Origin of the sequence: Sphingomonas floccifaciens (assembly GCF_042681125.1) — a bacterium.
In the GTDB taxonomy this organism is placed as follows: Bacteria; Pseudomonadota; Alphaproteobacteria; order Sphingomonadales; family Sphingomonadaceae; genus Sphingomonas; species Sphingomonas floccifaciens.
In genome coordinates this window covers 592,438-615,911 of sequence record NZ_JBHUFC010000002.1, presented here as the reverse complement: position 1 = coordinate 615,911, position 23,474 = coordinate 592,438, and the positions used below count along the sequence as shown (strand labels likewise).

Annotated in this window: 21 protein-coding genes; 12 read left to right on the top strand and 9 right to left on the bottom strand. The window is 66.2% G+C overall.

Annotated features, from left to right (window positions below):
- Positions 1–141: 141 nt before the first annotated feature.
- Positions 142–348 (bottom strand): hypothetical protein, encoded by a 207-nt coding sequence (locus ACFSC3_RS05780; RefSeq protein WP_380939448.1) that lies wholly within the window; start codon positions 346–348, stop codon positions 142–144.
- Here ACFSC3_RS05780 and ACFSC3_RS05775 point away from each other — a divergent pair.
- From ACFSC3_RS05775 to ACFSC3_RS05735, 9 genes are all read left to right on the top strand, one after another.
- Positions 329–1,057 carry a hypothetical protein gene (locus ACFSC3_RS05775; RefSeq protein ID WP_380939447.1) on the top strand — a complete coding sequence of 243 codons (729 nt, stop codon included), beginning with the start codon at positions 329–331 and terminating at the stop codon, positions 1,055–1,057. The genes ACFSC3_RS05780 and ACFSC3_RS05775 overlap by 20 nt on opposite strands.
- Positions 999–2,870, top strand: a complete 1,872-nt coding sequence (locus tag ACFSC3_RS05770; protein ID WP_380939446.1) for a hypothetical protein — start codon at positions 999–1,001, stop codon at positions 2,868–2,870. Before ACFSC3_RS05775 ends, ACFSC3_RS05770 begins: the two co-directional genes overlap by 59 nt.
- A 109-nt stretch (positions 2,871–2,979) precedes the next feature.
- The gene (locus ACFSC3_RS05765; RefSeq protein ID WP_380939445.1) at positions 2,980–4,461 is read left to right on the top strand and encodes a hypothetical protein; all 1,482 of its coding nucleotides are present in this window, start codon (positions 2,980–2,982) and stop codon (positions 4,459–4,461) included.
- A gap of 220 nt (positions 4,462–4,681) precedes the next feature.
- Positions 4,682–5,377, top strand: a complete 696-nt coding sequence (locus tag ACFSC3_RS05760) for a response regulator transcription factor (RefSeq protein ID WP_380939444.1) — start codon at positions 4,682–4,684, stop codon at positions 5,375–5,377.
- Positions 5,374–6,717 (top strand): ATP-binding protein, encoded by a 1,344-nt coding sequence (locus ACFSC3_RS05755; RefSeq protein WP_380939443.1) that lies wholly within the window; start codon positions 5,374–5,376, stop codon positions 6,715–6,717. The genes ACFSC3_RS05760 and ACFSC3_RS05755 overlap by 4 nt, the downstream gene beginning before the upstream one ends.
- Positions 6,718–6,820: 103 nt before the next feature.
- A complete protein-coding gene (locus ACFSC3_RS05750) occupies positions 6,821–7,513 on the top strand; it encodes a carbonic anhydrase (RefSeq protein ID WP_380939671.1) in 693 nt (230 codons plus the stop codon).
- A gap of 90 nt (positions 7,514–7,603) precedes the next feature.
- A complete protein-coding gene (locus ACFSC3_RS05745) occupies positions 7,604–9,178 on the top strand; it encodes a SulP family inorganic anion transporter (RefSeq protein ID WP_380939442.1) in 1,575 nt (524 codons plus the stop codon).
- The gene (locus tag ACFSC3_RS05740; protein WP_380939441.1) at positions 9,175–9,792 is read left to right on the top strand and encodes a carbonic anhydrase; all 618 of its coding nucleotides are present in this window, start codon (positions 9,175–9,177) and stop codon (positions 9,790–9,792) included. Before ACFSC3_RS05745 ends, ACFSC3_RS05740 begins: the two co-directional genes overlap by 4 nt.
- Before the next feature lie 119 nt (positions 9,793–9,911).
- Complete coding sequence (locus ACFSC3_RS05735; RefSeq protein WP_380939440.1) at positions 9,912–10,658, top strand: MauE/DoxX family redox-associated membrane protein; 747 nt, start codon at positions 9,912–9,914, stop codon at positions 10,656–10,658.
- 56 nt (positions 10,659–10,714) lie between these two features.
- On the opposite strand, the gene ACFSC3_RS05730 is transcribed toward ACFSC3_RS05735, so the two are convergent.
- From ACFSC3_RS05730 to ACFSC3_RS05710, 5 genes are all read right to left on the bottom strand, one after another.
- Entirely contained in the window at positions 10,715–11,125 is a 411-nt protein-coding gene (locus ACFSC3_RS05730; protein ID WP_380939439.1) for a DUF2147 domain-containing protein, read from the bottom strand.
- Positions 11,126–11,230: 105 nt separating this feature from the next.
- Positions 11,231–11,608 carry a hypothetical protein gene (locus ACFSC3_RS05725; RefSeq protein WP_380939438.1) on the bottom strand — a complete coding sequence of 126 codons (378 nt, stop codon included), beginning with the start codon at positions 11,606–11,608 and terminating at the stop codon, positions 11,231–11,233.
- The gene (locus ACFSC3_RS05720; protein ID WP_380939437.1) at positions 11,605–13,218 is read right to left on the bottom strand and encodes an NAD(P)/FAD-dependent oxidoreductase; all 1,614 of its coding nucleotides are present in this window, start codon (positions 13,216–13,218) and stop codon (positions 11,605–11,607) included. Before ACFSC3_RS05720 ends, ACFSC3_RS05725 begins: the two co-directional genes overlap by 4 nt.
- A gap of 43 nt (positions 13,219–13,261) precedes the next feature.
- Positions 13,262–14,575: an Hsp70 family protein gene (locus ACFSC3_RS05715; RefSeq protein WP_380939436.1), complete on the bottom strand. Its 1,314-nt coding sequence runs from the start codon at positions 14,573–14,575 to the stop codon at positions 13,262–13,264.
- A gap of 123 nt (positions 14,576–14,698) precedes the next feature.
- On the bottom strand, positions 14,699–15,406 hold the full coding sequence (locus ACFSC3_RS05710; RefSeq protein WP_380939435.1) for an arylesterase: 708 nt from the start codon (positions 15,404–15,406) through the stop codon (positions 14,699–14,701).
- Positions 15,407–15,424: 18 nt separating this feature from the next.
- Here ACFSC3_RS05710 and ACFSC3_RS05705 point away from each other — a divergent pair, with 18 nt between their 5' ends.
- The 3 genes from ACFSC3_RS05705 to ACFSC3_RS05695 are packed head-to-tail and all read left to right on the top strand — an operon-like array spanning position 15,425 to position 20,037.
- Complete coding sequence (locus tag ACFSC3_RS05705) at positions 15,425–16,120, top strand: ABC transporter ATP-binding protein (RefSeq protein WP_380939434.1); 696 nt, start codon at positions 15,425–15,427, stop codon at positions 16,118–16,120.
- Positions 16,117–18,639, top strand: coding sequence for an ABC transporter permease (locus ACFSC3_RS05700; protein ID WP_380939433.1), 2,523 nt, complete (start codon positions 16,117–16,119; stop codon positions 18,637–18,639). The genes ACFSC3_RS05705 and ACFSC3_RS05700 overlap by 4 nt, the downstream gene beginning before the upstream one ends.
- 57 nt (positions 18,640–18,696) lie before the next feature.
- Complete coding sequence (locus ACFSC3_RS05695) at positions 18,697–20,037, top strand: ABC1 kinase family protein (RefSeq protein WP_380939432.1); 1,341 nt, start codon at positions 18,697–18,699, stop codon at positions 20,035–20,037.
- Here ACFSC3_RS05695 and ACFSC3_RS05690 read toward each other — a convergent pair.
- The 3 genes from ACFSC3_RS05690 to ACFSC3_RS05680 are packed head-to-tail and all read right to left on the bottom strand — an operon-like array spanning position 20,025 to position 23,451.
- The gene (locus ACFSC3_RS05690; RefSeq protein ID WP_380939431.1) at positions 20,025–21,272 is read right to left on the bottom strand and encodes a DUF3526 domain-containing protein; all 1,248 of its coding nucleotides are present in this window, start codon (positions 21,270–21,272) and stop codon (positions 20,025–20,027) included. The genes ACFSC3_RS05695 and ACFSC3_RS05690 overlap by 13 nt on opposite strands.
- Positions 21,272–22,708, bottom strand: coding sequence for an ABC transporter permease (locus ACFSC3_RS05685; RefSeq protein WP_380939430.1), 1,437 nt, complete (start codon positions 22,706–22,708; stop codon positions 21,272–21,274). Before ACFSC3_RS05685 ends, ACFSC3_RS05690 begins: the two co-directional genes overlap by 1 nt.
- A complete protein-coding gene (locus ACFSC3_RS05680; protein ID WP_380939429.1) occupies positions 22,705–23,451 on the bottom strand; it encodes an ABC transporter ATP-binding protein in 747 nt (248 codons plus the stop codon). The genes ACFSC3_RS05685 and ACFSC3_RS05680 overlap by 4 nt, the downstream gene beginning before the upstream one ends.
- Between the last annotated feature and the right edge of the window lie 23 nt (positions 23,452–23,474).

Sequence of the window (23,474 nt, the reverse complement as noted above, 5' to 3'; positions counted from 1 at the left end):
TCGAGGGGCAGCGCCGCCCTTCGGCGCCTACGCCTATCGGATCGTCCCTGGCCGCCCGCCCACAGCACCTGCGCAGCCTGCGGATGGTCCTTCGCTGACGGTCGAGATGAAGCGCGCGCCTACCGGCACTGACGAAGGCGCTCACAGGAAGCGGTCCGCGGCCGTGACCATCTCGAAGCGGGGCGCCATGGCTCTGGCACCGTGCCCCGCGGCGTAGACGTTCGTCGCCAGCCAGAATTCTTCCGCCGTGCGCGCGTCATCCGCGACCTCGGTCCACCACGTCCGGCGCTCCGGATCCCACCTATAGCCCCGCGCCTTCAGTGCATCCTTGGCGTCAAAGCTGCCCAAGCGCCCGCCTCCCCAGGACGCCGCGCGCTATCCGATCCTCGTCCGAATCTGCGGCAAGCCGAACGAGCTGATTCTCGACAATGCGGCCGAATTCACTGGCCACGGGCTTGAGGACGCCGCCCGCTCGGGATCCTTCTCGGTTCGTTTCTGTCCGATCAAGGCGCCCCGCTACCGAGCGATCGGCGAGCGGGCCATGGGCACCATCCCACGTCTCATGCTAGAGCATCTGCCAGGCGCGACCATGCCGATCGCCTATACCCGGCGCTCGGAGCACGACGCCGAGGATCTCGCCGTCGCCACGATGAACGAGATCGAGGCGATCGCGAACAAGGCGATCGCCGACTACCACACCGACCTGCACGACGGCCTCAACAACCTGCAGCCCGCGCTCGTCTTCCAGAAGTCGGCCAACCGCCACGGCATCGACGTCATGGCGGACGTCTGGCGTTGGCGTCTCGAGACGATGGAGACCAGGCAGAACGTTACCGTCAGCAAGAGCGGCGTGCGCATCTTCGGCGGGCTGCGCTACTACGATCAGGAGGGTGTGAAGCGTCTCATCGACAACTGCCTGCGCTTCGAACCGCGTCGACAGGCCCGGGTCGACGCCGCCATCCACACCAAGGTCAACCGTTTGCGCAGGAGAAGGCCGCATGAGCGGCCTCCTCCCCGCCACCCAAGTCAGCCCCCCGTTCTTGTTGCGCGACGGTGAGTCCTTCAACGGCGGGGTCGCGCGCTTCGCATCCGACAACTGGCATGAACGAATGATCGAGGTTACCAGCGTGGCCGGCCTGGAGTTTGGACACAGGCCGTCCGCGTCGGCTGTCGAGCCCGAGCGGCTTATCTCCCTGGCCAATTTCATGGGTGTGGAGGCGGCCGAACTCAGTTCCCGCTCGCGTCCGTATCTCGTGGAGAAGGCTGGGGGTGGCGGCCATCGGTTGTTCAACGGCCTCGCCCTGCCGACTTTCCTCATCGAAAGCGGCATCCGCCGTTACGCCCCGGCCGCTCTGCAGCGCCCCGATGGCGCTTATCACCGTGCGCTGTGGGACCTGCGCCTGCTCCCGGTCTGCACCGAGACGGGCCAGATGCTGCTCGACCGCTGCCAGAACCCCATCTGCGAGGGCGGTCGCGTCGGCTGGATCATCACTTCCGGCATCGCCCACTGCGAGCATTGCATGGCTGATCTCCGCCGCAGCCAGAGTACGACCGTGGCGCCGGAGCTGTTGGCTGCTCTGCAGCCTGTGGCAGACCTTTTCAAGGAGGATCGACGCTCGGCGGCGCTCGAACGCCTTCCAGGCAGGTTGTCCATCGACGACGGGCAACTCGCCGCCGATCTGCTCGTGGCCCTAGTCCCGGTCGTCGACCCGGGTCTGAGCCGTGACATACAGCGATTGCATTTGATGGATCCGGAGCGCGTCTGCATGGCGACCACCCAAGCCTGGAGGCTGATGGAGGGCTGGCCTCAACGCTTCATCGACCTGATCTGCTGCCGCATGGAGGCGCGCTCCAAAAGGCATGGCGATGGAAACGGCGGCCGCACGACGTACTTCCTTCGCGTACCCAACGCCAGCGGCTCAGCTGCCCTGAGCGCCTTGATCGCCGACGTACGCAGCAGCCTAGATCTCGCTGGTCCAAGTGGTGCAGTCATCGAAGCGCGAACCATTGGCATCAAGGAGGCCGCGCGCCTACTGGGGCTCGGGACCCAGCAGCTTGCCGAACTCCGCCGTGGCAAGGGATTCGCTACCATTCCTGCACTCCGCGCGGAACGGTGCGAGCTGCTGTTCGACCGCGCGGAAGTTGATCGGATCAGGCAGGAGGTTTCCGGACGCAAGGGGTTCGACAGCGTGAGTTCCGACCTCGGCATCTCCCACGACGGCGTCTCGCAGCTTGCCGAGATGGGGCTTCTCGACGTGCTGGAGCATCCCTCTCACTTCATGCGCTATAACGTCCATCAGACGACCCAGGCGTCGTTCGCGCGGCTGACCGCGGACGTCCTGGCTAATCGGTCGTCTATCCCGAAGGACGAGTGCATCCGTGTCGCGCAGGCGATGAAGGCTGTCGGCGGTCGCTTCAAGCCATGGGGGCCTGCCTTGCAAGCGTTCCTCAACGGTGACATCGCATACGCCGTCGATGACGTCCGGGGCCAGTTCGTCGACCACATCCGCATTCGCGTCAAGGACGCACGCCGTGTCGCGTCGCTGGTCTACAGTGCCCCCAAGCCGCAACGTCTGGCGCCTGCCACTATGATGTCGAAAGCGGATGCAATGGAAGTGCTCAACATCGCCTCGAAACAGGTGACCGAACTCTTCGCAGACGTCCCGACGATGAAGGGCGGACGCAAGAAGACTCTTGCTGTCGTCGACGTCCTCGCCATGGCTCGCCGCAGCATCTCGTCGGCCGAGCTTGCCGCGAGGCGAGGTGTCGCGACCCAGATCGCGTATGCAGATGCCGTGCGCTCCGGTATCGAAAGGCATGGCTTGGCTGGCTTCTGCCGCGTCGCAGCCGAGGCGGAGTTCGGGCTTTGAGAATTTGCACAACATCAAACGGGTCACAATCATCAGCCATGCCGCCGCCTCTGATTGAGACACGGCTCGCACCATGGAATCACTCCGCCGCCAACATTAGGTATTGACGATGGAAATCATCAAGCCGCTCCGGAATTACCTTCGACCGTACAACACGGTCTCGTTTCTCCAGGCGATCTGGTACTTGAGCAACCACCTCGAATTCGGGATGAACCTGCCCCGGTACCTTGCTGGGGCCAACCCGAATGGACTCAGGAACAATCTGGCACTGGGCTTCTTCCTCTGGGAACTCGACACGCTTGCACGTGAGGTCATTCTCCATTGCGACCCCCGAGTGGGAAGGCAGATCACCGAATGGGGTCAGGTCGCGAAAGCGCTGAATCTTCTCAAGCGTGCAGAGGAGGAAGGCTCGATCATCGACGAGCACAACGTCATGTCCGAGATGACCCGCATCGCTCACCGTCAGTTCCACTGGCAGCAAGGCGTCAGCCACAACGACCTAATCCGGACCAGAAAAATCTACCGGAGCGAAGCGATGAACGACGTCGTCCGGACCGTCTACGGCCTATCCGCAGAGGAGGTCGCCCTGTCCGGCTTCGCAGCACTCGCGACATACATCGAACATTTCGCCATGACCGCCGACTGGTGCGAGAATGTCGTTCCCATGCTAGGCTTCAATCCCCGACCGGTCACCGAGAACCTGACCGTCGATCTGGCCACCATCCGCAAGAGCACCCACGATGCGCGATCGCTGAACGGGGACTGGGCCTACGCCTTCAATCCACTGTGGCTACATCCGCTCATTCGGATCGAGGATAGCGGAAGAATCATCTGTCCGATCCCGGGCCTCCTCGCACGCCGCATGACCGACGGCCTCTATTTCGATATCGCCGGCCACGACGTCGACGTGCTCAGCGCACACATGGGCCCAGCATATCAGGCCTATATCGGTGAGGCCTTGGACCGCGCCAACAAAGGGCGTTTCTCAGTCCTGCCGGAGCAACCCTATGGATCGAAGAAGCAGCCGAAGGACGCCGTCGACTTCATCGTCGTCGACGATACCGCATCGCTCTTCGTTGAGACCAAACTCCTGAAGATGGGCCGCGCGGCCAAGGAATACCTCGCTCCCGACGCCGCGGTGACCACGCAGCTCGCCAAGCTGGCGAAGGCGATCGGCCAGGTTTACGCAACGCTGTCCGACGCCCTTGCAGGCCAATATCCACATTGGAAGCCGAACGGGAAACCTGTTCATCCCGTCCTCGTGACCATGGACAACTGGAACCTGTTCACCCACACCACCCACGGCGATCTCAACGCCCTCGTTCTTGGCGAACTCGACCGTCGAAAGATCGACCGATCGATCATCAAGGACCACCAATATGTCGTCTGCTCGGCAAACGAATTCGAGGTGGCCATCCAGGTCATGCACCAAATCGGCATACAGCCGGTGATGGAGCCGCTCTCCCAAGGCGAAAAGGTCGGGTGGCTTTTTTCAGGCCATCTGCGTCAGAGCTTCTCGAAGGAATTGCAGTCCGTTGTCCCGCTGTTCCCCGAAGAGCGGCGATCACTCCTTCCAAAACCGCCGGCCTGAAGTTGACCGGGGCGCCTGCAACCTAGTTCGGTTGACGGATCGGTCCAGAGGGTGGAAAATTGGGCGATAGGTAGGTCCACAGGTTGAACACGGTCCACGTGGATATCTGCCCTTGTCCTCAAGGCTTCGGCCCAGGGACGATGGAGACGGACACTCCTTCCCGCCCCATGCCCGACATCGCCCTTGCGTGCGGCCCCCTGCTGCCGGTACCGACGCTGACATGATTGTGCTGGTCGAAGACGATCCCGCGCTGCGTGTCCTGACCGCGCGGGCGCTGAAGGAAAACGGCTTCGACGTCCGCCCCTGCGCCGCCGCGCCCGAGATGTGGCAGGCGATGGAGGAAGGCGGGGTCGAGCTGGTGATCCTAGACATCATGCTGCCGGGCACCAGCGGCATCGACCTGTGCCGCCGCATCCGCCGCGACAGCGACGTGCCGATCATCTTCGCCAGCGCCAAGGGCAGCGAAACCGACCGGGTGATCGGGCTGGAGCTGGGCGCGGACGACTATATCTCCAAGCCGTTCGGCACGCGCGAACTGGTCGCGCGCGTCCGTGCGGTGCTACGCCGGTTCGAGGCGAAGGGTGCGGGCGATACCAGCCGCGGCCTATATCGCTTCGACGGCTGGGTCGCCGACACGCCGCGCCATGAACTTCGGTCGCCGAGCGGGGCGGTGGTGGAGCTGACCGGTGCCGAATTCGACCTGCTGACGACATTGCTCGACCATGCCGGGCGCGTCATCGCGCGCGAGCGGCTGATCGAGCTGTCGCGCACGCGCCAGGGCGATTCGACCGATCGCAGCATTGATGTCCTCATCAGCCGGCTGCGTCGCAAGCTGTCGACCGCGGACAAGCCCGCGCCGATCGTCACCGTCCGCGGCGTCGGCTATATGCTGAACGCCCCCGTCGAACGCGAGTGACCCGCCTCCGCCTGATCCCGCAAGGCATCATCGCCCGGCTGGTCGCGATCCTGCTGGTGACGCTGGTCGTCGAATTCGCGATCAGCACCGCGATCTACGAACAGGCCAGCGAATTCGCGGTGCGCGAGGACGAGGCGCGGCGGCTGGCCGAACATCTGGTCATCGCCCGCCGCCTGATTTCCGAGCAGCCGCGCGAACGGCGGCACGCGATGGCCGACGAGCTGACGACCGACCGCTATTTCGTTCGCTGGAGCGCTGCGGCGCCGGTGCTGCCGGGCGCCGGCGACAATCAGACACGGATGCGCGAGCAGATCGTTACCTGGGAACCCGCGCTTGCTCGCACCGGACTCCAGGCGCAGACGCTGCCGCGTGCCGGATCGACGATCGCTGTCGGATCGCTGCGACTGCCGGAGGGCGACTGGCTGTTCTTCCGCACGATTGAGCCGCTCCAGACGACCGGCGCGACCTATGGCCGCGTGGTGTCGAGCGTCGTCACCCTGCTCGCGCTGATGCTGCTGGGCGGGCTTTTCATCCGCCAGACGCTGAAGCCCATTCGCCAGTTGACCGATGCGGTCGAGCGCTTCGGGCCCGGTCTCGATCAGACCGATCCGACCCCCGACCTTCCGGTCGGCACCGGCGACGTCCAGCGGCTGGTCGAGGCGTTCGGGGCGATGCAGTCGCGTATCCGCCGCCTGATCGACGAACGCACCCGCGCGCTGGCCGCGGTCAGCCACGACCTTCGCACGCCGCTTGCCCGCCTGCGCCTGCGCGTCGAGGCGGTCGACGACAAGGTCCTTCGCCGCGAAGTCGAGGATGACCTCGAAGGGATGGAGGCGATGGTCACCTCCCTTCTCACCTTCCTGGGCGGGGACGGCGAGGCAGAGGCGCCGCGCCTGATCGACCTGGCGGTACTGTGCGCCAGCATCGTCGACGACGCCGCCGATCACGGGCACGATGTCCAGTACGACGGCCCCTCGCACCTGGAGATGCAGCTGCGATCGATCGCCATCCGTCGCGCGATCGTCAATCTGGTGGAGAATGCCGTTCGCTATGGCAGCAGCGTCGTCGTGTCCCTGACCACCGCTCCCGATGCGGTGACGGTGACGGTCACGGACGACGGCCCCGGCATCCCGGACGAGGCGATGATGCTGGTTCGCGAACCCTTCGTCCGCCTCGATCACGCGCGCCAGCGCGACACCAGCGGGTTCGGGCTCGGCCTGTTGATCGTCGACCGCGCGGTCGCCGAGCACGGCGGTGATTTCACGCTGACTAACCGCGCCGAGGGCGGGTTGATCGCGGCCATCCGCCTGCCCAGCGCGACCAATTTGTCCGAGCAATAATTCGTTACACACCCGTGCGGGTCCGGAAAGATCACGCTAGCTACATACTGTCTCGAACGGCGCCGACGCGCCGCAACAGACGAGGTGAATTTTTATGCCGGACATCAACGACGTCGTCGGCCGCGTTTTCAAGTTCGAAAGCAAGGTCTTCGCGGACGAAGCGGACCTCTACGGCAAGCTGGCGCACGAGGGCCAGGCGCCGAAGGTCCTGATCATCTCCTGCTCCGATTCGCGCGTCGTGCCCGAACAGATCATGCAGGCACGCCCCGGCGAGCTGTTCGTGATCCGCAACGCCGGCAACATCGTGCCTCCTTTCGCGCAGCAGAACGGCGGCGTGACCGCGACGATCGAATATGCCGTCGCCGCGCTGGGCGTCACCGACGTCGTCATCTGCGGCCATTCGGGCTGCGGCGCGATGGGTGCGCTGACCAATCCGGAAGGGTTGGACGAATTGCCCAGCGTCAAGGCGTGGCTGAAGCACAGCCACGCGGCCAAGTCGGTCGTCGATCACAGCTATCCCGAGCTCGACGGTCAGGCCGCGATCCGTGCCGCCAGCCTGGAGAATGTGGTCGTCCAGCTTCAGCACCTTCGCACCCACCCGGCCGTGGCCAGCCGCATCGCCAAGGGCGAGCTGACGCTGCACGGCTGGTTCGTCGACATCCATTCGGGTGGCATCCTTGCCTATGACGGCGACAAGGGCCGGTTCCAGCCGGTCCGCGACGGGGAGGATCTGCCTGTTGCGCTCCACCCCGAACGTCGCCTGGCCGCCGACTTCGTCCAGCACGAAGCGGCATAAGGGTCCGCCCTCACCTTCCCTCCCCTGGAGCGGTCGCCTCGCCCCCCAAGCCGTGGCGACCGCTTCCTTTTTTTCAGGGATATTGAATTCATGGCCCTGCCGTTCTCCAGTTGGAAGCAGGATGTTCCGGCGTCGATCGTCGTCGCGCTCGTCGCGCTTCCGCTCTGTCTCGGCGTCGCGCTCGCGTCGGGCGCGCCGCTGTTCTCTGGTCTGATCGCCGGCATCGTCGGCGGTCTCGTCGTCGGTGCGCTGTCGAAGTCGCCGCTGTCGGTCAGCGGTCCGGCTGCGGGCCTGACGACCATCGTCTTCGCCGCGATCGAGAGCCTGCCGACGTTTCAGGCGTTCCTGCTTGCGGTCACGCTGGCGGGCGCGATGCAGATGATCTTCTCGCTGTCGCGCGGCGGTGTTCTGGCCGAATTCGTACCCTCGTCGGTCATCACCGGCATGCTGGCGGCGATCGGCCTGATCCTCATCCTGAAGCAAATTCCGCACGCGGTCGGCTACGACGGCGATCCGGGCGGCGATTTCAGCTTTTCGCAGGGCGACGGGATGAACACCATTTCCGCCGTCTTCTACAGCTTCGCCAACCAGCTGACGGCGGGGGCGCTGATCATCTCAGTCGTGTCGATCGCCTTCCTGTTCTGGTGGGATGCGAACCGGCCGAAGGACGGGCCGTTCAAGCTCATTCCCGGTCCGCTGGTCGTTGTGGTCGGCGCGGTCGCGATGAACGCACTGTTCGGTGTCGTTGCGCCGACGCTTCAGCTTCAGACGACGCATCTGGTTCAGGTGCCAATCGCAGACGGCCTCGGCGGGTTCGTCAACCTGTTCACCCTCCCCGACTTCGGCCAGATCGGCAACGGCACGGTGTGGACCGTCGCGCTCACGCTCGCGATCGTCGCCAGCCTCGAATCGCTGTTGAGCGTCAAGGCGGTCGACGAGCTCGACTCCAAGCGCCGCACGACCGACAAGAATCGCGAGCTGTTCGCCCAGGGTGGCGGCAATCTGGTGTCCGGCCTGATCGGCGGCCTGCCCGTCACCTCGGTGATCGTCCGTTCGTCCGCCAACGTCGATGCTGGCGCGGACAGCAAGCTTTCGACGATGCTGCACGGCCTGTGGTTGCTGCTGTCGGTGCTGCTGATCCCGTTCCTGCTGAACCTGATCCCGCTGGCAGCCCTCGCCGCCGTCCTGATCCAGACCGGCTACAAGCTGACCAAGCCGTCGCTGTTCGCCAAGCGGTGGAAGCAGGGCATGACCCAGTTCGTGCCGTTCGTGGCGACGATCGCCGCGATCCTGTTCACCGACTTGCTGAGAGGGATCGGCATCGGCCTGGCCATCGGCTTCGTGTTCGTCATCGCCCGCAACTTCCGCTCGGCGCTGGTGCTGGTCGACGATGGCCAGGGCAATGTGATGATCCGCGCCCGCCGCAATCTGTACTTCATCCACAAGTATGAATTGCAGAAGTGCCTCAACACAGTGCCGGAGGGTTCGAACCTGCTGATCGACCTGTCGTCGACATCCTACGTCGACCTCGACAACATCGACATGATCAACGCGTTCGTCCGCGGCGCGGAGTTTAAGAACATCCGCGTCATGGTCCGCGGCGACATCGCTGAACGCAGCGCGCCGCTGATCAATGCGCCGCGCCGGGAGCTGGTACACGCATGAACGACGAATCCCTGTTGCTGCTGTCCAACAAGGCGTGGGCAGCCCAGTTGAAGGACGAGCGGCCCGACTATTTCGAGCGTCGGGCCGCCGCCCAGAACCCCAACTTCCTGTGGATCGGCTGTTCCGACAGCCGCGTCGCACCGGACCAGATCACCAACTCGCCGCCGGGCGTGATGTCGATCCACCGGAACGTCGCCAACCTGGTCTATGAGGACGATGCCAATCTAATGGCGGTGCTCCAGATCGCGCTGGAAAAGACCAAGGTCGATCACATCATCCTGTGCGGCCATGAAGGCTGCGGCGGCGTCGCCCACGGCCTGCACCGCGACGCGACCGGCCATGTCGCACACTGGGTCCGCGGCGTCGGCGACCTGGCAGAGCGGCACAAGGCGGAACTCGATGCGCTGGGCGAGAAGGAACGGGTCGACCGGCTGGTCGAGCTGAATGTCCGAGAGCAGCTCCATCGCCTTGCCAATTTGCCGATCGTCCAGGCCGCCGTCGACCGCGGCCAGAGCCTGACCCTTCATGGCTGGATCTACAGCCTGACAGACGGAATCCTGCGCCCTGCCGAGACGATCGGGGCCGACCAGATACGGAGCCGGGCAGCCGCCTGAGCTCCTACCCCGCGGTTTCGCTCCCCCTCCCTTCCCTCGAAACCGCGGGGACCAATCTTCGCTCCGGCAGGCGGCGCTCCTATATTGGTCTGGACCGTCCGACCCCGAAGGCTCGACCAATGCCTGCCGACAAACATGCTACGCTGTACCGCATGGTCATGCCCGACCACGTCTGCCCCTATGGCCTGAAGGCCGAGTATCTGTTGCAGCGCCAGGGTTTCGCGGTGGAGGATCGCTGGCTGACGACACGGGCCGAAACCGACGCGTTCAAGGCCGAGTACGACGTGAAGACGACGCCGCAGATCTTCATCGGAGGCGCACGCGTCGGCGGCTATGACGACCTGCGGCGCTATTTCGGCAAGCCCGTCCGCGACCCGAAGGCGACGACCTACACGCCCGTCATCACACTGTTCGCCATGACCGCGCTGATGGCGCTGGCCGCCAGCACCGCCGCCTATGGCACGCCACTGACGGTCCGCGCCGGCGAATGGTTCATCGGCTTCAGTATGGCGGTGCTCGCGCTGCTGAAGCTCCAGAACGTCGAGACCTTCGCGACGATGTTTCTGAATTACGACCTGCTCGCCAAGCGATGGGTGCCCTATTCCTATATCTATCCGTTCGCGGAAGGACTGGCGGGCATCCTGATGATCGCGGGCGTGCTGAGCTGGCTGTCGATTCCCATCGCACTTTTCATCGGCGGGATCGGGGCCGTGTCCGTGGTAAAGGCGGTCTATATCGACCGGCGGACGCTGAAATGCGCCTGCGTCGGCGGCGCCAGCAACGTGCCGCTTGGCTTCCTGTCGTTCACCGAAAACCTGATGATGATCGCGATGGCGCTATGGATGTGGATCAGGATGGCGGGCTAGCCCCCGCCCGTTCGTGCCGAGCGGGCACAGGGCAAAAGGGGCCGGAAAGCGTCAACTCAGAGCCGCACCCACGTCGTCGACTTGCAGAACAATCCGCCGATCACGCAGCCCTTGCCGACCAGCTTGTCGTCCGGCGTGATCTTCAGCCTGCCCGAGAAGGTCCGGCCGACGGTCGGCACGAACAGCTTGCCGGTATAGCCGCCATCGCCGGTCGGACGGAACTCGCGGAAAATCTGGGTGCCGGCCAGCTTGTCGGCACCCTTGTCCCGCGCCTTCGCCTCGGCGGATGGACTGGCCCAGATGACCGTGCCGCAGACCGCATCGCCGCATGGATAGGCGCGGATGTGGACGGTATTCTTCGCGTTGCGCCAATCGCCCGCCAGCGACTGGGCGGGGGCGGCATGCGCCGCCAGCGGCGACAGAATGAGGGCGGCGAGCAGTGCCGCGGTGCGCAAGGATACGCGCATGATGGATCTCCGGATCAGCTTTGACATCCGATGTGGTGGTCGATCCGGTCGAGAAAAGGGCGAGGCGTGGCCGGAATGTGACGACCGGCTTTCGATAGCCTGCAATCAGTCGAGCAGAGCGAACGGCTGTCGGCCACCGTGCCGACGTTCCAGAGCGATCCCGGCGAGATTCTGCGCGCGACGAATGTAGCGCAGGCGCATCCGCGGCAATCCGGTATAGGTTCCGGCCAGCGTACGATACGCCGGCGGGACCCGAACGCGACCGCTTGCTTGCGCGATCACCGCCGCCGCGTCGCCCAGCAGCACCGGGTCCGTGATCTCCAGTCGCAGTGCCAGACGAGCGGCGGCGATCAACGCGCGCCATTCCGCCTCCATGCTCGTGCCGGGTCCGAGGTCGCTTTCGACATGCAGGCGTCCACCGACGACGACCGCCAGTTCCATCCCCGCTGGTCGAAGGCCGCCGTCGAAGAACAGCTTCGTCATGCGACGATGCTGCGCGCCACGGCCTCCGCCGCCTTGATCCCATCGACCGCTGCGGAGAGGATGCCCCCGGCGTACCCCGCCCCCTCGCCCGCCGGATATAATCCGCGCGTATTCAGGCTGTGGCCGTCCTCGCCGCGGGTGAAGCGCACCGGCGACGATGTCCGCGTCTCGACCCCGGTCATCACCACGTCGGGATGGTCATAGCCCGCGATCTGCCGACCGAACACCGGGATCGCCTCGCGCATCGCTGCGACCGCGAAGTCGGGCAGGACATCGGCGAGGTCGGTGGGCGTGACACCAGGGCGATAGGAGGGGACGACCGACCCGAGCGAGGTCGACGCCCGCCCCGCGAGGAAATCCCCGACCCTCTGCGCCGGCGCATGATAGTTCGAACCGCCGGCGACGAACGCCCGCTCCTCAAGCGCGCGCTGAAGCGCAATGCCCGCCAGCGGGTCGTCCGGATAATCCTGCGCCGGGTCGATCGCTACGACGAAGCCGGAATTGGCATTGCGCTCGTTGCGCGAATATTGGCTCATACCGTTCGTGGCGACGCGCCCCTCCTCCGACGTCGCGGCAACGACGGTACCACCGGGGCACATGCAGAAGCTGTAGACGGTTCGCCCGTTCGAACAGTGATGCGAGATGTGATATTCTGCCGCGCCCAGGATCGGGTTGCCAGCCTCATGCCCGAAGCGCGAGCGGTCGATCCAGGATTGCGGATGCTCGATGCGCACGCCGATCGAAAACGGCTTGGCCTCGACGAACACGCCCGCCGCCTGGAGCATCTCGAACGTATCGCGCGCGCTGTGGCCGATGGCGAGGACGACGTGATCGGCCTCCAGATACGACCCGTCGTGCAGATGCAGGCCGCGAACATGCCGCTCTCCGCCCGCACTGGTCTGGATATCGATCCCGTCGACCCGCGTGCCGAAGCGATATTCGCCGCCCAGTTCCTCGATCGAGGCGCGCATGCTCTCGACCATCGTGACCAGACGGAAGGTGCCGATATGCGGATGCGCTTCGGTAAGAATCTCGGGCGGTGCACCCGCCTTCACGAACTCGGTCAGCACCTTGCGGTTCAGGTGCCGGGGGTCCTTGATCCGGCTGTAGAGCTTTCCGTCGGAGAAGGTTCCCGCCCCGCCCTCGCCGAACTGGACGTTCGATTCCGGGTTGAGCACGCTCTTGCGCCACAGCCCCCAAGTGTCCTTCGTCCGCTCGCGCACCACCTTGCCGCGTTCGAGCAGGATCGGGCGGAAGCCGGCCTGCGCCAGGATCAGCGCGGCGAAGAGGCCGCAGGGACCGGCACCAATCACGACCGGGCGCCGCACCCCGGCTGGCGCGAGCACCGGCGGGCGGTACTGGGTGTTCGGTGTCAGTCCGATATCGCGGTCGCGTTTGAAACGGGCGAGCACCGCGCCTTCGTTCTTCACCGCGACATCCACCGAATAGACCAGTGCGATGTTCGCCTTGTCGCGCGCATCGTTGCCACGGCGCGCGATCGTGTAGCGGATCAACTCGCGCGGCGTGATCCGCAGCCGCTTGCAGATCGAGGCGGGCAGGGCTTCGTCGGCATGGTGCAGCGGTAGCTTGAGTTCGGTGACGCGGATCATCGCGACATCCCTTATCGCTCCCGCCTTGCCGCCGCCATTGGTATCAATCGGTCCATTGCGCGATGTCCGGCGTTTCTCCGATCAGCGCGAGACCATGCGCGATCGAGGTCAACTCGCCGCCGGTCGCAATCCGCTCCGCGCCGAAGCGCCGCTCGAACAGTCTGCGGATGGCGGGGATCAGCGACGACCCGCCGGTCAGGAATACGCGGTCGATCGCCTCCGCTTCCAGTCCCGCCTTCACCAACGCGGCATCCATCGCCGCCTCAATCCGCATCAGGTCGTCGGCGATCCAGCCCTCGAACTGCGCGCGAGTCACTTCAGCCTCGACATCGACGCCACCGCCGGAGAAGCGGAACTCGGCGTGCTCGGCGTCCGACAACGCCCGCTTCACGCGGCCGACCGCGTCATATAGCGGGAAGCCCTGCTCATGCTCGATCAGCGCGATCATCCGGCCGATCGGTGCCGGGTCGACCGCGTCGCGCTGGAGCCGGCGCAGTTCCTCCAGCGTCTTGCGCGTCCGCATCATCGCCAGCCGCGACCAGTCCGCGAAATCGGTGAAATAGCCGCCCGGAATGTCCAGCAGCTTGCCGAACGAGCGATATTGTCCGCCCTTCCCCAGCAGCGGCAGCACCAGTTGGGTCACGATCCGCTGGTCGAACCGATCGCCGGCGATGCCGACGCCGGCCGCGGCGAGCGGGGTGCAGCGCCGCGCAGATCCAGGCTCCGCCACCCGCACGACCGAGAAGTCCGTGGTCCCGCCGCCGAAATCGGCGATCAGGATCGTCGCGGGTTGATCCAGCCGCTCGGCATAGCTGTAGGCGGCACCCAGCGGCTCGTAGACATAATGAAGCTCGACGCCGAAGGCGGCGAGCATCAGATCATAGCGCTCTCGGGCCAGCGCCGGATCGGGCCGGGCGCCGGCATATTCGACCGGCCGCCCCACCACGACGCGCCGCGGCCTGTCGTCGAGGGCACCGCCGGCGTGCTTGACCAGCGATTGCAGGAATAGCCGTCCCAAATCCTCGAACCGATACGGCTTGTTGAAGATCAGCGCCCGTTCGAACGAGGGGCTGGCCGCGACCGTCTTGAATGACTGGACGAAACGGCTGTCGAGCGGCGACTGGAGATATTCGGCGATCGCCCACGGCCCGGCATCATGCGCGATGCCGTTCCACCCGCCTTCCTCTTCCCAGAAGCACAACGCCGATCGAAAGATCGCTCCTGTCGCTTCCGTGCCGACGAAGTCGATCAGCCGGGACGCACCCTGCCCGTCGCTCCGCGCGACGACCGTATTGGTCGTGCCGAAATCCAGACCAAGCGCGGCCTCGCGAACCCCGCGGTGATCGACGGCTGACATGGCGGCTATCCTTCTCACTACGGCTGGCGTCGAGCCGCCCCTGTGACGCCGGGACGAGGATTAGGCAATCGCGCAGGCGGCAGCGTCGCTGCACGCTTCGGCTCGCTTCCATGAAGCGTGGGATCACGCCCCTTCCAAGACCCCGGCGACCTGCGGCGCGACTTTCGCGACTATGCGGTCGATGCCGCGGGGGTTGGGGTGGATGCGATCCGGCAGCATCAGGGTCCTGTCGGTCACGACACCATCGAGAAAGAACGGGTAAAGCCCCGCATCATAGCGTTTGGCCAGATCGCCGTAGATCGCGTTGAAGCGGCGCGCATAGTCGCTTCCCAGGTTGGGCGCCGCGATCATTCCGGTCAGGAAAATGGGAATGCCGCGCCGCTTCAGTTCCTCGCAGATCGCGGTCAGGTTCGCTTGGGTTTCTTCCGGATCGATCCCGCGCAGCATGTCGTTGCCGCCCAGATTGACCAGCACGAGGTCCGGCTTGCGGTCCAGCCCGTCGAGCGTGAACGCCAGTCGCCGTCGCCCAGCGGCGGTCGTGTCGCCCGATACGCCCGCGTTTCGCACCGTCACCGCGATCCCCCGCGCCTTCAACGCCGCCTCTAATTGCGCCGGAAAGCTCTGCTGCGGCAGCACGCCATAGCCGGCGTACAGGCTGTCGCCGAACGCGACGACCAGCCGCGTGTCGGCGGCCGGCGCTGCCTGTCGCGACACATTCACCTCGGCCGCCGGCGGCATCACCTGGTTAGCGGTCGAATTCTCCCCAGAACAGGCGGCAAGCCCTTGGAGAAGCAGCAGCGCGCCCGCATATGGGACTAGCCTGTTGGACAAGGACGTTCCCTTTCGCACATGTCGAATGATCCGGTGGCGGATATTGCAATCCGCGCACGCAATGTCACGCTGACACTCGGCAGCCGCGAGGCGCCGACCGATATCCTGAGGGGCATCGATCTGGAGATCGCCGCGGGCCAGAGTATCGCGATCCTCGGCCCGTCGGGTTCGGGCAAGTCGTCGCTGATGGCGATCCTGTCGGGGCTGGAGCGTGCGAGCGGCGGCGACGTCACGGTCGCAGGCGTGCGCTACACCAATCTCGACGAAGATGGCCTGGCACGCGCGCGGCGCGGGCGGGTCGGCATCGTGCTTCAGGCGTTCCATCTGTTGCCGACGATGACCGCGCTGGAGAATGTCGCGGTTCCGCTGGAACTTGCCGGTGCGGAAGACGCCTTCGCACGCGCCGCGGAGGAGCTGGCGGCGGTCGGCCTTGCGCATCGTACAACTCATTATCCGGTCCAGTTGTCCGGCGGCGAGCAACAGCGCGTAGCCATCGCGCGTGCGGTCGCGGGGCGGCCGGGCATCCTCTTCGCCGACGAACCGACCGGCAATTTGGACGGCGCGACGAGCGGGGCGATCGTCGACCTGTTGTTCGAGCGGCAGCGCGCGGCCGGTGCGACCTTGGTCATCATCACCCATGATCCGGCGCTGGCGTCACGCTGCGACCGGGTACTGACGATGCGCGACGGCCTGATCGTGTCCGATAGCCAATGACCGACCGGCTCGCTTGGGCGCGCTGCTGGCGAGTCGCGCGGCGGGACCTGCAAGCCGGCTTCGGCGGCCTGAGGCTGTTGCTGATCTGCCTGTTCCTCGGCGTCGCCACCCTGGCCACGATCGGCAGCCTGACCGCCTCGATCACCAGCGAACTGCAATCGCGCGGGCAGGTACTGCTCGGCGGCGATATCGAAATCGCGATGACGCAGCGCCAGGCGTCGGCGACGGAGCATGCCGCGTTCGCCCGCCTGGGCATAGTAAGCGACACCATCCGCACACGCGCGATGGCACGGCGAGCGGTGCCGGTTGCGGGAACTCCCGATGCGGTGCTGACCGAACTTAAGGGCGTCGATCCGCGCTATCCGCTGTACGGTGGCCTGACGGTCGCAGACGGGACGTATAGTCCGCTCTCGACGGACTCGGTCCTGGTCGGGCGACCGCTGGCAGACCGGCTGTTGCTGAAGCTTGGTGACCGGCTGCGATACGGCGAGGCGGAGTTTCGTGTCGCCGGGATCATCGCCGACGAACCCGATCGCGTTGGCGAAGGCTTCACGCTCGGCCCGGTCGCGATCGTTTCGCTCGACGGCCTGCGTCGCGCCAGCCTGTTGCAACCCGGCGCGTTGTACGAGGCGAAGTATCGTATCCGCCTGCCCGCGACTGTAACACCCACGGCCGCCATCGACCGGCTGAAGGCGGAATTCCCGAGCTCCGGATGGGAATATAAGGATCGCGACCGCGCCGCCCCCGGTGCCGTTCGCTTCTTCGAACGGATGGGTCAGTTCCTGTCGCTGATCGGCCTCGCCGCACTCGCCATCGCCGGAATCGGCGTCAGCAACGGTGTCGCGTCCTATCTGGCGACCAAGCGCGCGAGCATCGCGACCTTCAAAATCCTGGGCGCGACGTCCGGCGACATCAACCGGATCTATCTGCTGCAAATCGCTGCGGCGACAGCGGCTGCGGTGGCGGCAGGTTTGGTAGTTGGTGCGCTGCTGCCGATGGTCTTCGTCAGCGTGGCCGGCGACCTGCTACCGGTCACGCCCGGCCTTGGCCTCTATCCGCTACCGCTGGCGACCAGCGCCGCCTACGGCATCCTCATCGCGCTTGCCTTCGCGCTCCCGCCGCTCGCGCGTGCCCGGACGCATCCAGCGGCGGCGCAGTTGCGAAGCCGCGTCGAGACACGCGGTCGGACCGATCTTCGGACGATCCTGTCGGTCGCCGCGGCGGGCACGCTGGTCGTGTCGCTCGCCCTTGCCACCGCGCGGGAGCCGCTGTTCGCCGCAGCGGTGCTGACTGCGGTCGGCGTCGTGCTTCTCCTTCTGCTGGCGCTCGGCGCGCTGATCCGCCGGATCGCCGCGCGGGTACCGCGACCGCGCCGCCCGCTCCTCCGGCTCGCGCTCGCCAACCTGCACAGGCCGGGCGCGCAGACCGTGGCGCTGGTGATCGCGCTGGGGCTGGCACTGACCCTGTTCGTTGCACTGGCCGGCATCCAGACCAGCCTGAACAGCGAAATCCGCCGCGTGGTCCCGGAGCGCGCGCCGAACCAGTTCGTGCTCGATATCCCGTCCGAAAGCCGCGACCGCTTCGCGGCCGTGGTGCGCGGGGTCGCGCCAGAGGCGAAGCTTAACATCGTGCCCTCGCTGCGCGGCACGATCACCGCCTATGGCACGCAGCGCGTCGCCGACCTGCCGCGCCTGCCGGAAGGCGCCTGGTTCCTGCGCGGCGAACGCGGCGTGACCTATGCCGATACGCTCCCGACCGGCAGCGATCTCGTCGCCGGCGCGTGGTGGCCGCGCGACTATGCCGGTCCACCGCTCGTGTCGCTCGATCAGAACGCGGCCAAGATCCTGGGCATCGGCGTCGGCGATACGTTGACCGTCAGCATTCTCGGCCGTGAAATCACCGCGCGGATCGCATCGCTGCGTCAGGTCAATTGGGACACGATGGGGTTCAACTATGTCCTGGTCTTCTCGCCCAACACTCTCATCACCGCGCCGCATAGCCTGACCTCCACGATCGAGATCGACGACCGTCACGAGGGCGCGGTATCGCGCGCTCTGCTCGCCGCCTTTCCGTCCGCCTCGATCATCGCGGTCAGCGAGATCCTGGGGCAGGTCGGCACGATTCTCGACCAGATGGCGACTGCGATCCTGCTCGCCGCGTCCGTCGCGATCCTTGCCGGTATAGCGGTGCTGGTCGGCGCGATCGCCGCGGCCCGACAGGCGCGGATCTACGACAGCGTCATTCTGAAGACGCTGGGCGCGACGCGGCGGCAGATTCTCGCGGCACAGGCGATCGAGTATGCGCTTCTGGCCCTCGTTCTTGCGATTTTGGCTCTCGGGCTGGGAACAGCGGCGGCGTGGTACGTCATCACCGGAGTTTTCGACTTCCGCTGGGCGCCGGACTGGCGGGTAATCGCGGCCACGCTGGCGACCGGCACGTTCGCGACGCTCGGCATCGGCCTGGCGAGTTCGGTACCGGTTCTTACCGCATCGCCCGCTGCCGCGCTGCGTCGACTGTAGGGCAGCGTACCGAGCACACAGGGACACCACCCGCCCCTCGCGACGTTGGGAACGGCAATGGACGATGACGATCACACGACGCGCCACCGCGCGGTGCCGAGCGGCCGACTGGCCCGACTCGGCGGGTTCGGGCGACTGGCGGGCGGTGTCGCCGGCGGGATGCTGGCGGAGGGCGCGCGGCGGCTGGCCAAGGGTGAGCGGCCGCGCATGGGCGACCTCGTCCTCACCCCCGGCAACGCCGCGCGCGTCGCCGACCGGCTGTCGCATCTGCGCGGGGCGGCGATGAAGCTGGGGCAGATGATCTCGATGGACGCTGGCGACGTATTGCCAGCCGAGCTATCCACGATACTCGCCCGTCTCCGCAATCAGGCCTATCGCATGCCGCCCGCACAGCTCGATCGCGTGCTGCGACAGGAATGGGGTCAGGATTGGCGGCGCCGCTTCCGCCACTTCGACGCGTCGCCGATCGCGGCGGCATCGATCGGTCAGGTCCACCGCGCGACCCTGCCGGATGGCCGGGTTCTGGCGATCAAGGTGCAATATCCCGGCGTCTCCGACAGCATCGATTCCGACGTCGACAATGTCGCGACCCTGCTTCGGGTATCGGGGCTGTTGCCGGCCCAACTCGATCTCAGCCCGCTGCTGGGCGAGGCGAAGCGCCAGCTGGCCGAAGAGGCGGATTATGTGCGCGAGGGTCGGCAGATGCAGGCGTACCGCGAGCGTCTTGCCGGCGACGCGCGCTATGTCGTGCCGCAGCTCGAACCGACACTGACCACGCGTCAGGTGCTGGCGATGGACTTCATCGAGGGCCGATCGATCGAGGCGCTGGCCGACGCGCCGCAAGCCGCGCGCGATGCAGCGATTACCGCGCTCCTGTCTCTCGTCCTGCGCGAACTGTTCGACTTCGGCGTGATGCAGACCGATCCCAACTTCGCCAATTATCGCTGGCAGCCGGAGACGGGCGCACTGGTCCTGCTCGACTTCGGTGCCACCCGTGCCGTGCCACCGGACACCGCCGACGCCTATCGACGGCTGATCCAGGCCGGGCTGGCACGTGATCGCGACCGGATTCGCGAAATTGCGGTCGAAACCGGCTTCCTTGGAGCCGCAGCGGCAGAGGCGCACCGCGCGTCGGTCGACCGTATCATCAAAGCAATCGACGACGCGCTCAACCGCCCCGGCGCCTTCGACTTCGGCGACCGCGCGTTCGTGCCCGTCGTCCGCGAGGAGGCGAAGGCGATGATCGCCGACCGCGACACATGGCATGTCCCCAATGTCGAGACCCTGTTCGTCCAGCGCAAGGTCAGCGGCACCGCGCTGCTTGCGGCGCGCCTTAAGGCGCACGCTGACGTACGCGGGCTGGCAGCGGCAGCGATCGGCGCTGATCAGCCGTCGTAGCGCGGCGCCTTGGCGAAGTCCGCCTTACCGAACGGCCGATCGTAGAACATATAGCCATAGTAGAATTCGCGCAGCCGACGATGGAAGGCGCGGATGCGGTCCTGATAGGCGAGTTGCGCGGCAAGGTCGGTGCGTGCCAGCCGCGTCAACAGAGCCTGGACGCCTACCGACGGCAGGACCCAGCCGAACGCGTTCGCGGTTTCCGCCCGCTGCACCAGTCCGGCCCGATAGGCGGCGACACGCTTCGCCACGCTCTCGTCCCCGTTCTGGTGGAAAGCGAAATACCATTTGTAGTGGAAGGTCACCGGCAGCGGCGCGGATGACGCCCATTCCGGATGATTGGCGTAGAAGCGGCGCATCGTCTCCTCGCGCGGAATTTCCCAGGCGTGATGCACCATCTCGCGCTGTGCCAGAGCGATCTCGGCCCCCTCGTCCACCGGAATCGCGCGGTTGATGAGCACATTGCCGAGCGTCGGCACGACCAGCACGAGCACCAGCCACAACGCCGCCAGCGTCGCCGCATTGGCGGTCGATCCTCGCCCCAACCGCGATACGAGGGCAGCCAGACCGACCCAGAACAGCAGGTACAGGGCGGCGACCGCAACGATCAGCAGGATAGTCGGCAGCGCGACGCCCGATATCAGAGCGCCGACAACGAACGGCACGACTAGCGCCGCCAGCAGCAAGGCAAGCCGCACCCCCGACCGTCGCAACCACAAGCGCCGGGCATTCGGCATGGCGTCGAGCATCCGCGCCCGCCCCGCTTCGCGCTCCCCCGACTTCAGGTCGTGGAACAGTGCGATCGTGAACAGCGGTGCCAGGAAGACGAGAACGAAGGCGAAGTCGAACCGCCCCGGAAGCGCGAGTTCAGGGTTGTAGGTGTCGCCGTCGTAGATTTGCGCCTCCAGCCCGAGCGCGCGCACGCGAAGGATATAGGGCGCGACGTCGCGCATGCCGATCGCCGCGAAGGCGAGCGGTGACGGCGCGTCCCAGGTCGGATGGAAGCTGTAATAGGCGGCGCTGCCGGCATCCTTCTCGCGATCGATATAGTCGGCGACCGCGCCGATATCCTCGGCCTGGGCGGGCGCGATCGCGGCGATGGCGGCGCGCTGGCGCGCGACCTCCGCCATGCCGGCGGTCACCGCCGCCGCGCTGAGCACGGCCAGCAGGATCAGCGCGACACTCGCCAGACGCGAACGCAGCAGCAGGCGAGTCTCGTGCCTCCAGAGGGACATCACTTCGCCCCCAGCCGGCGGGTGGCGACGACGAGCGCCAGTCCGGCTGCCGCCAGCCAGCCGAACACGACGGCAAGTCCAGGCAGGCTGGCACCCACCAAAGTCTCTGCGTCCGGCTGGCGGAACGCGAATTCGGGCATCCGCTGCCAGTTGGCCGCGCCGATCCGCTTGCGCCGGTCGGCACCGGCATCCTTGGCGGTATCGTCGGCATAGCTGACGGCGTCCGCCTGCAAGCGGTTGAGCCGTTGAACGAGGTCGTAGCGATAGCGCTCGGCCTGTTCGAGGAACCGGCGGTGCCCCGCGAAGTCCGTTCCGGCCGCCGCCATCGATGCCTGGCGAAGGGCGATGGTCGGGCTCAACAAGCCGACGCCGGCAACGAGTGCGTTCTGCGAGGCCTGTGCGGCGAAGTCGCGCTTCGCATAGCTGTCGAACAACCGGCTGGTCATCGCCTCCCCCTCCAGCGCCAGCAGGCCCTTGTAGTTCACCGGCAGATCCTCGACCCGCGTGACGCCGTAGCGCTTGAGCACCGCCGCCTTGAACGCCGCGAAGTGCGGGTCGTCGGGGTTGTGGCTGTCACCGATCCGGCGCAGATCGCGGGCGATCGCGACGTCGGTCTGCAGGCGGTTGCTCAGCGGATAGGCCCGCGCCGCGATGTCCGGGGCGACGCGCGGCAACAGCACGACCGTCACCGCCCAGATCGCCAGCAAGGCGAGCAACGCATCACGCCGGCGGCGAACCAGCATCGACACCAGCGTAATGACGACCACCCACAGCAGCAGATAGGCGGCATAGGCCAGCGCGATGATCGCCATCGGTCCCGCGAGCGCCCCCGGCTGGCCCGAGATCAGGACGAACCCGATCATCGCCGGCAGACCAACCAACACGGCGACGAGCCATAGCGCGCCGAGCTTGCCCAACACGATATCGCGCGCAGACGCCCCCTGCACCATCAACGGCCGCAATGTCCCCCGCTCGGTCTCACGCGCGACGGCGCCATAGCCGAGGAAGATGAGCAGCAACGGCGCCACCGACTGAAGCACGAAGGCCGGCGTCAACTGGCCGAAGCGCACCAGCAGCGAGCTTTGCCGCACGTCGCCGAAGTTCGCCGTGTTCTGGCGGTGACCTTCGAGGAACATGTTGTTGCCGGTGAACGCGTCGACGCCCGGATCGAACGCGGCGAGCGGCCCCAGCGGGCGGAAGATGAAATGACCATAGTGGACGACACGGTGAGGGTGCCGGTCGGGCTGCGCCTCGAACGCATGGTTCGCCTCGCTCTGATGCTTTGCCCGCGTTTCGGCGATGCCCTGCTGATGGGTCCAGGACGTGACGACGGCGACTAGGGTCAGGACCAGCAGCAGCACGACCGCGGTCACCGCAACGCGGTTGCGCCGCATCAGTCGAAGTTCGTCGCGCGCGATCAGCGAAATCGCACTCATGCCGCCAGCGCCTGTCGACCGAAACGATCGTGTAGCGCACGGACGTCGAACCGCGCTTCGCCCTCGGCCGCGACTTCGTCGGTGATCCGCCCGCGTTCGAGGAAGCCGATGCGGTCGGCGACGTCTGCGGCGGAGAGCAGGTCGTGGGTGACCATCAGCACCGCCGTCCCCCGCCGGCGCACGTCGTGGAGCAGTGTGTTGAAGTCGGCGGTCGCGCGCGGATCGAGCCCGGATGTCGGCTCGTCGAGCAACAGGACCGGCACCTCACGCAGGAGGGCAACCGCAATCGCGACCTTCTGCCGCATGCCTTTGGAAAAGCCGCCCAGCCGCTGGTCGAACGCACGGTCCTGCAATCCCGCCGCCGCCAGCGCCTCGACGATCTGATTCCGCGAACGGGGCGTTCCGGACAGTGACAGCAGATAATCTGCGTTCTCGATGGCGCTCAAATGTTCGTAGAGCGCCACATTCTCGGGCAGATAGGCGATCCGCCGGCGGGCCGCATCTGACTCGTCGGCCGGATCGACCCCGCCGACGCGCACCGTGCCCGTGTCGACCCGAACGAAACCAAGCAGCGCCGACAAGGTCGTCGACTTGCCCGCGCCGTTGCCGCCGAGCAGTGCGTAGATTTCGCCGCCGGGAATCTTCAGCGACAGTCCGTCGAGTACGCGGTGGCTGCCGTAGGACAGCGTCACATCGTCGATGGCGATTTCAGGCGAGGCGTCGGATGAACTGGCGGGTTGCATCCGGTCCCTCTGCCTTGCCCGAA

Excerpts from the sequence above, each read along its gene's own strand:
- ACFSC3_RS05765 (WP_380939445.1), top strand. The coding sequence starts at position 2,980 with ATGGAAATCATCAAGCCGCTCCGGAATTACCTTCGACCGTACAACACG.
- ACFSC3_RS05695 (WP_380939432.1), top strand. The coding sequence starts at position 18,697 with ATGGACGATGACGATCACACGACGCGCCACCGCGCGGTGCCGAGCGGC.
- ACFSC3_RS05690 (WP_380939431.1), bottom strand. The coding sequence starts at position 21,272 with ATGTCCCTCTGGAGGCACGAGACTCGCCTGCTGCTGCGTTCGCGTCTG.
- ACFSC3_RS05685 (WP_380939430.1), bottom strand. The coding sequence starts at position 22,708 with ATGAGTGCGATTTCGCTGATCGCGCGCGACGAACTTCGACTGATGCGG.
- ACFSC3_RS05715 (WP_380939436.1), bottom strand. The coding sequence starts at position 14,575 with ATGTCAGCCGTCGATCACCGCGGGGTTCGCGAGGCCGCGCTTGGTCTG.
- ACFSC3_RS05740 (WP_380939441.1), top strand. The coding sequence starts at position 9,175 with ATGAACGACGAATCCCTGTTGCTGCTGTCCAACAAGGCGTGGGCAGCC.
- ACFSC3_RS05735 (WP_380939440.1), top strand. The coding sequence starts at position 9,912 with ATGCCTGCCGACAAACATGCTACGCTGTACCGCATGGTCATGCCCGAC.
- ACFSC3_RS05760 (WP_380939444.1), top strand. The coding sequence starts at position 4,682 with ATGATTGTGCTGGTCGAAGACGATCCCGCGCTGCGTGTCCTGACCGCG.
- ACFSC3_RS05745 (WP_380939442.1), top strand. The coding sequence starts at position 7,604 with ATGGCCCTGCCGTTCTCCAGTTGGAAGCAGGATGTTCCGGCGTCGATC.
- ACFSC3_RS05705 (WP_380939434.1), top strand. The coding sequence starts at position 15,425 with ATGTCGAATGATCCGGTGGCGGATATTGCAATCCGCGCACGCAATGTC.
- ACFSC3_RS05680 (WP_380939429.1), bottom strand. The coding sequence starts at position 23,451 with ATGCAACCCGCCAGTTCATCCGACGCCTCGCCTGAAATCGCCATCGAC.
- ACFSC3_RS05725 (WP_380939438.1), bottom strand. The coding sequence starts at position 11,608 with ATGACGAAGCTGTTCTTCGACGGCGGCCTTCGACCAGCGGGGATGGAA.
- ACFSC3_RS05730 (WP_380939439.1), bottom strand. The coding sequence starts at position 11,125 with ATGCGCGTATCCTTGCGCACCGCGGCACTGCTCGCCGCCCTCATTCTG.
- ACFSC3_RS05720 (WP_380939437.1), bottom strand. The coding sequence starts at position 13,218 with ATGATCCGCGTCACCGAACTCAAGCTACCGCTGCACCATGCCGACGAA.
- ACFSC3_RS05700 (WP_380939433.1), top strand. The coding sequence starts at position 16,117 with ATGACCGACCGGCTCGCTTGGGCGCGCTGCTGGCGAGTCGCGCGGCGG.
- ACFSC3_RS05770 (WP_380939446.1), top strand. The coding sequence starts at position 999 with ATGAGCGGCCTCCTCCCCGCCACCCAAGTCAGCCCCCCGTTCTTGTTG.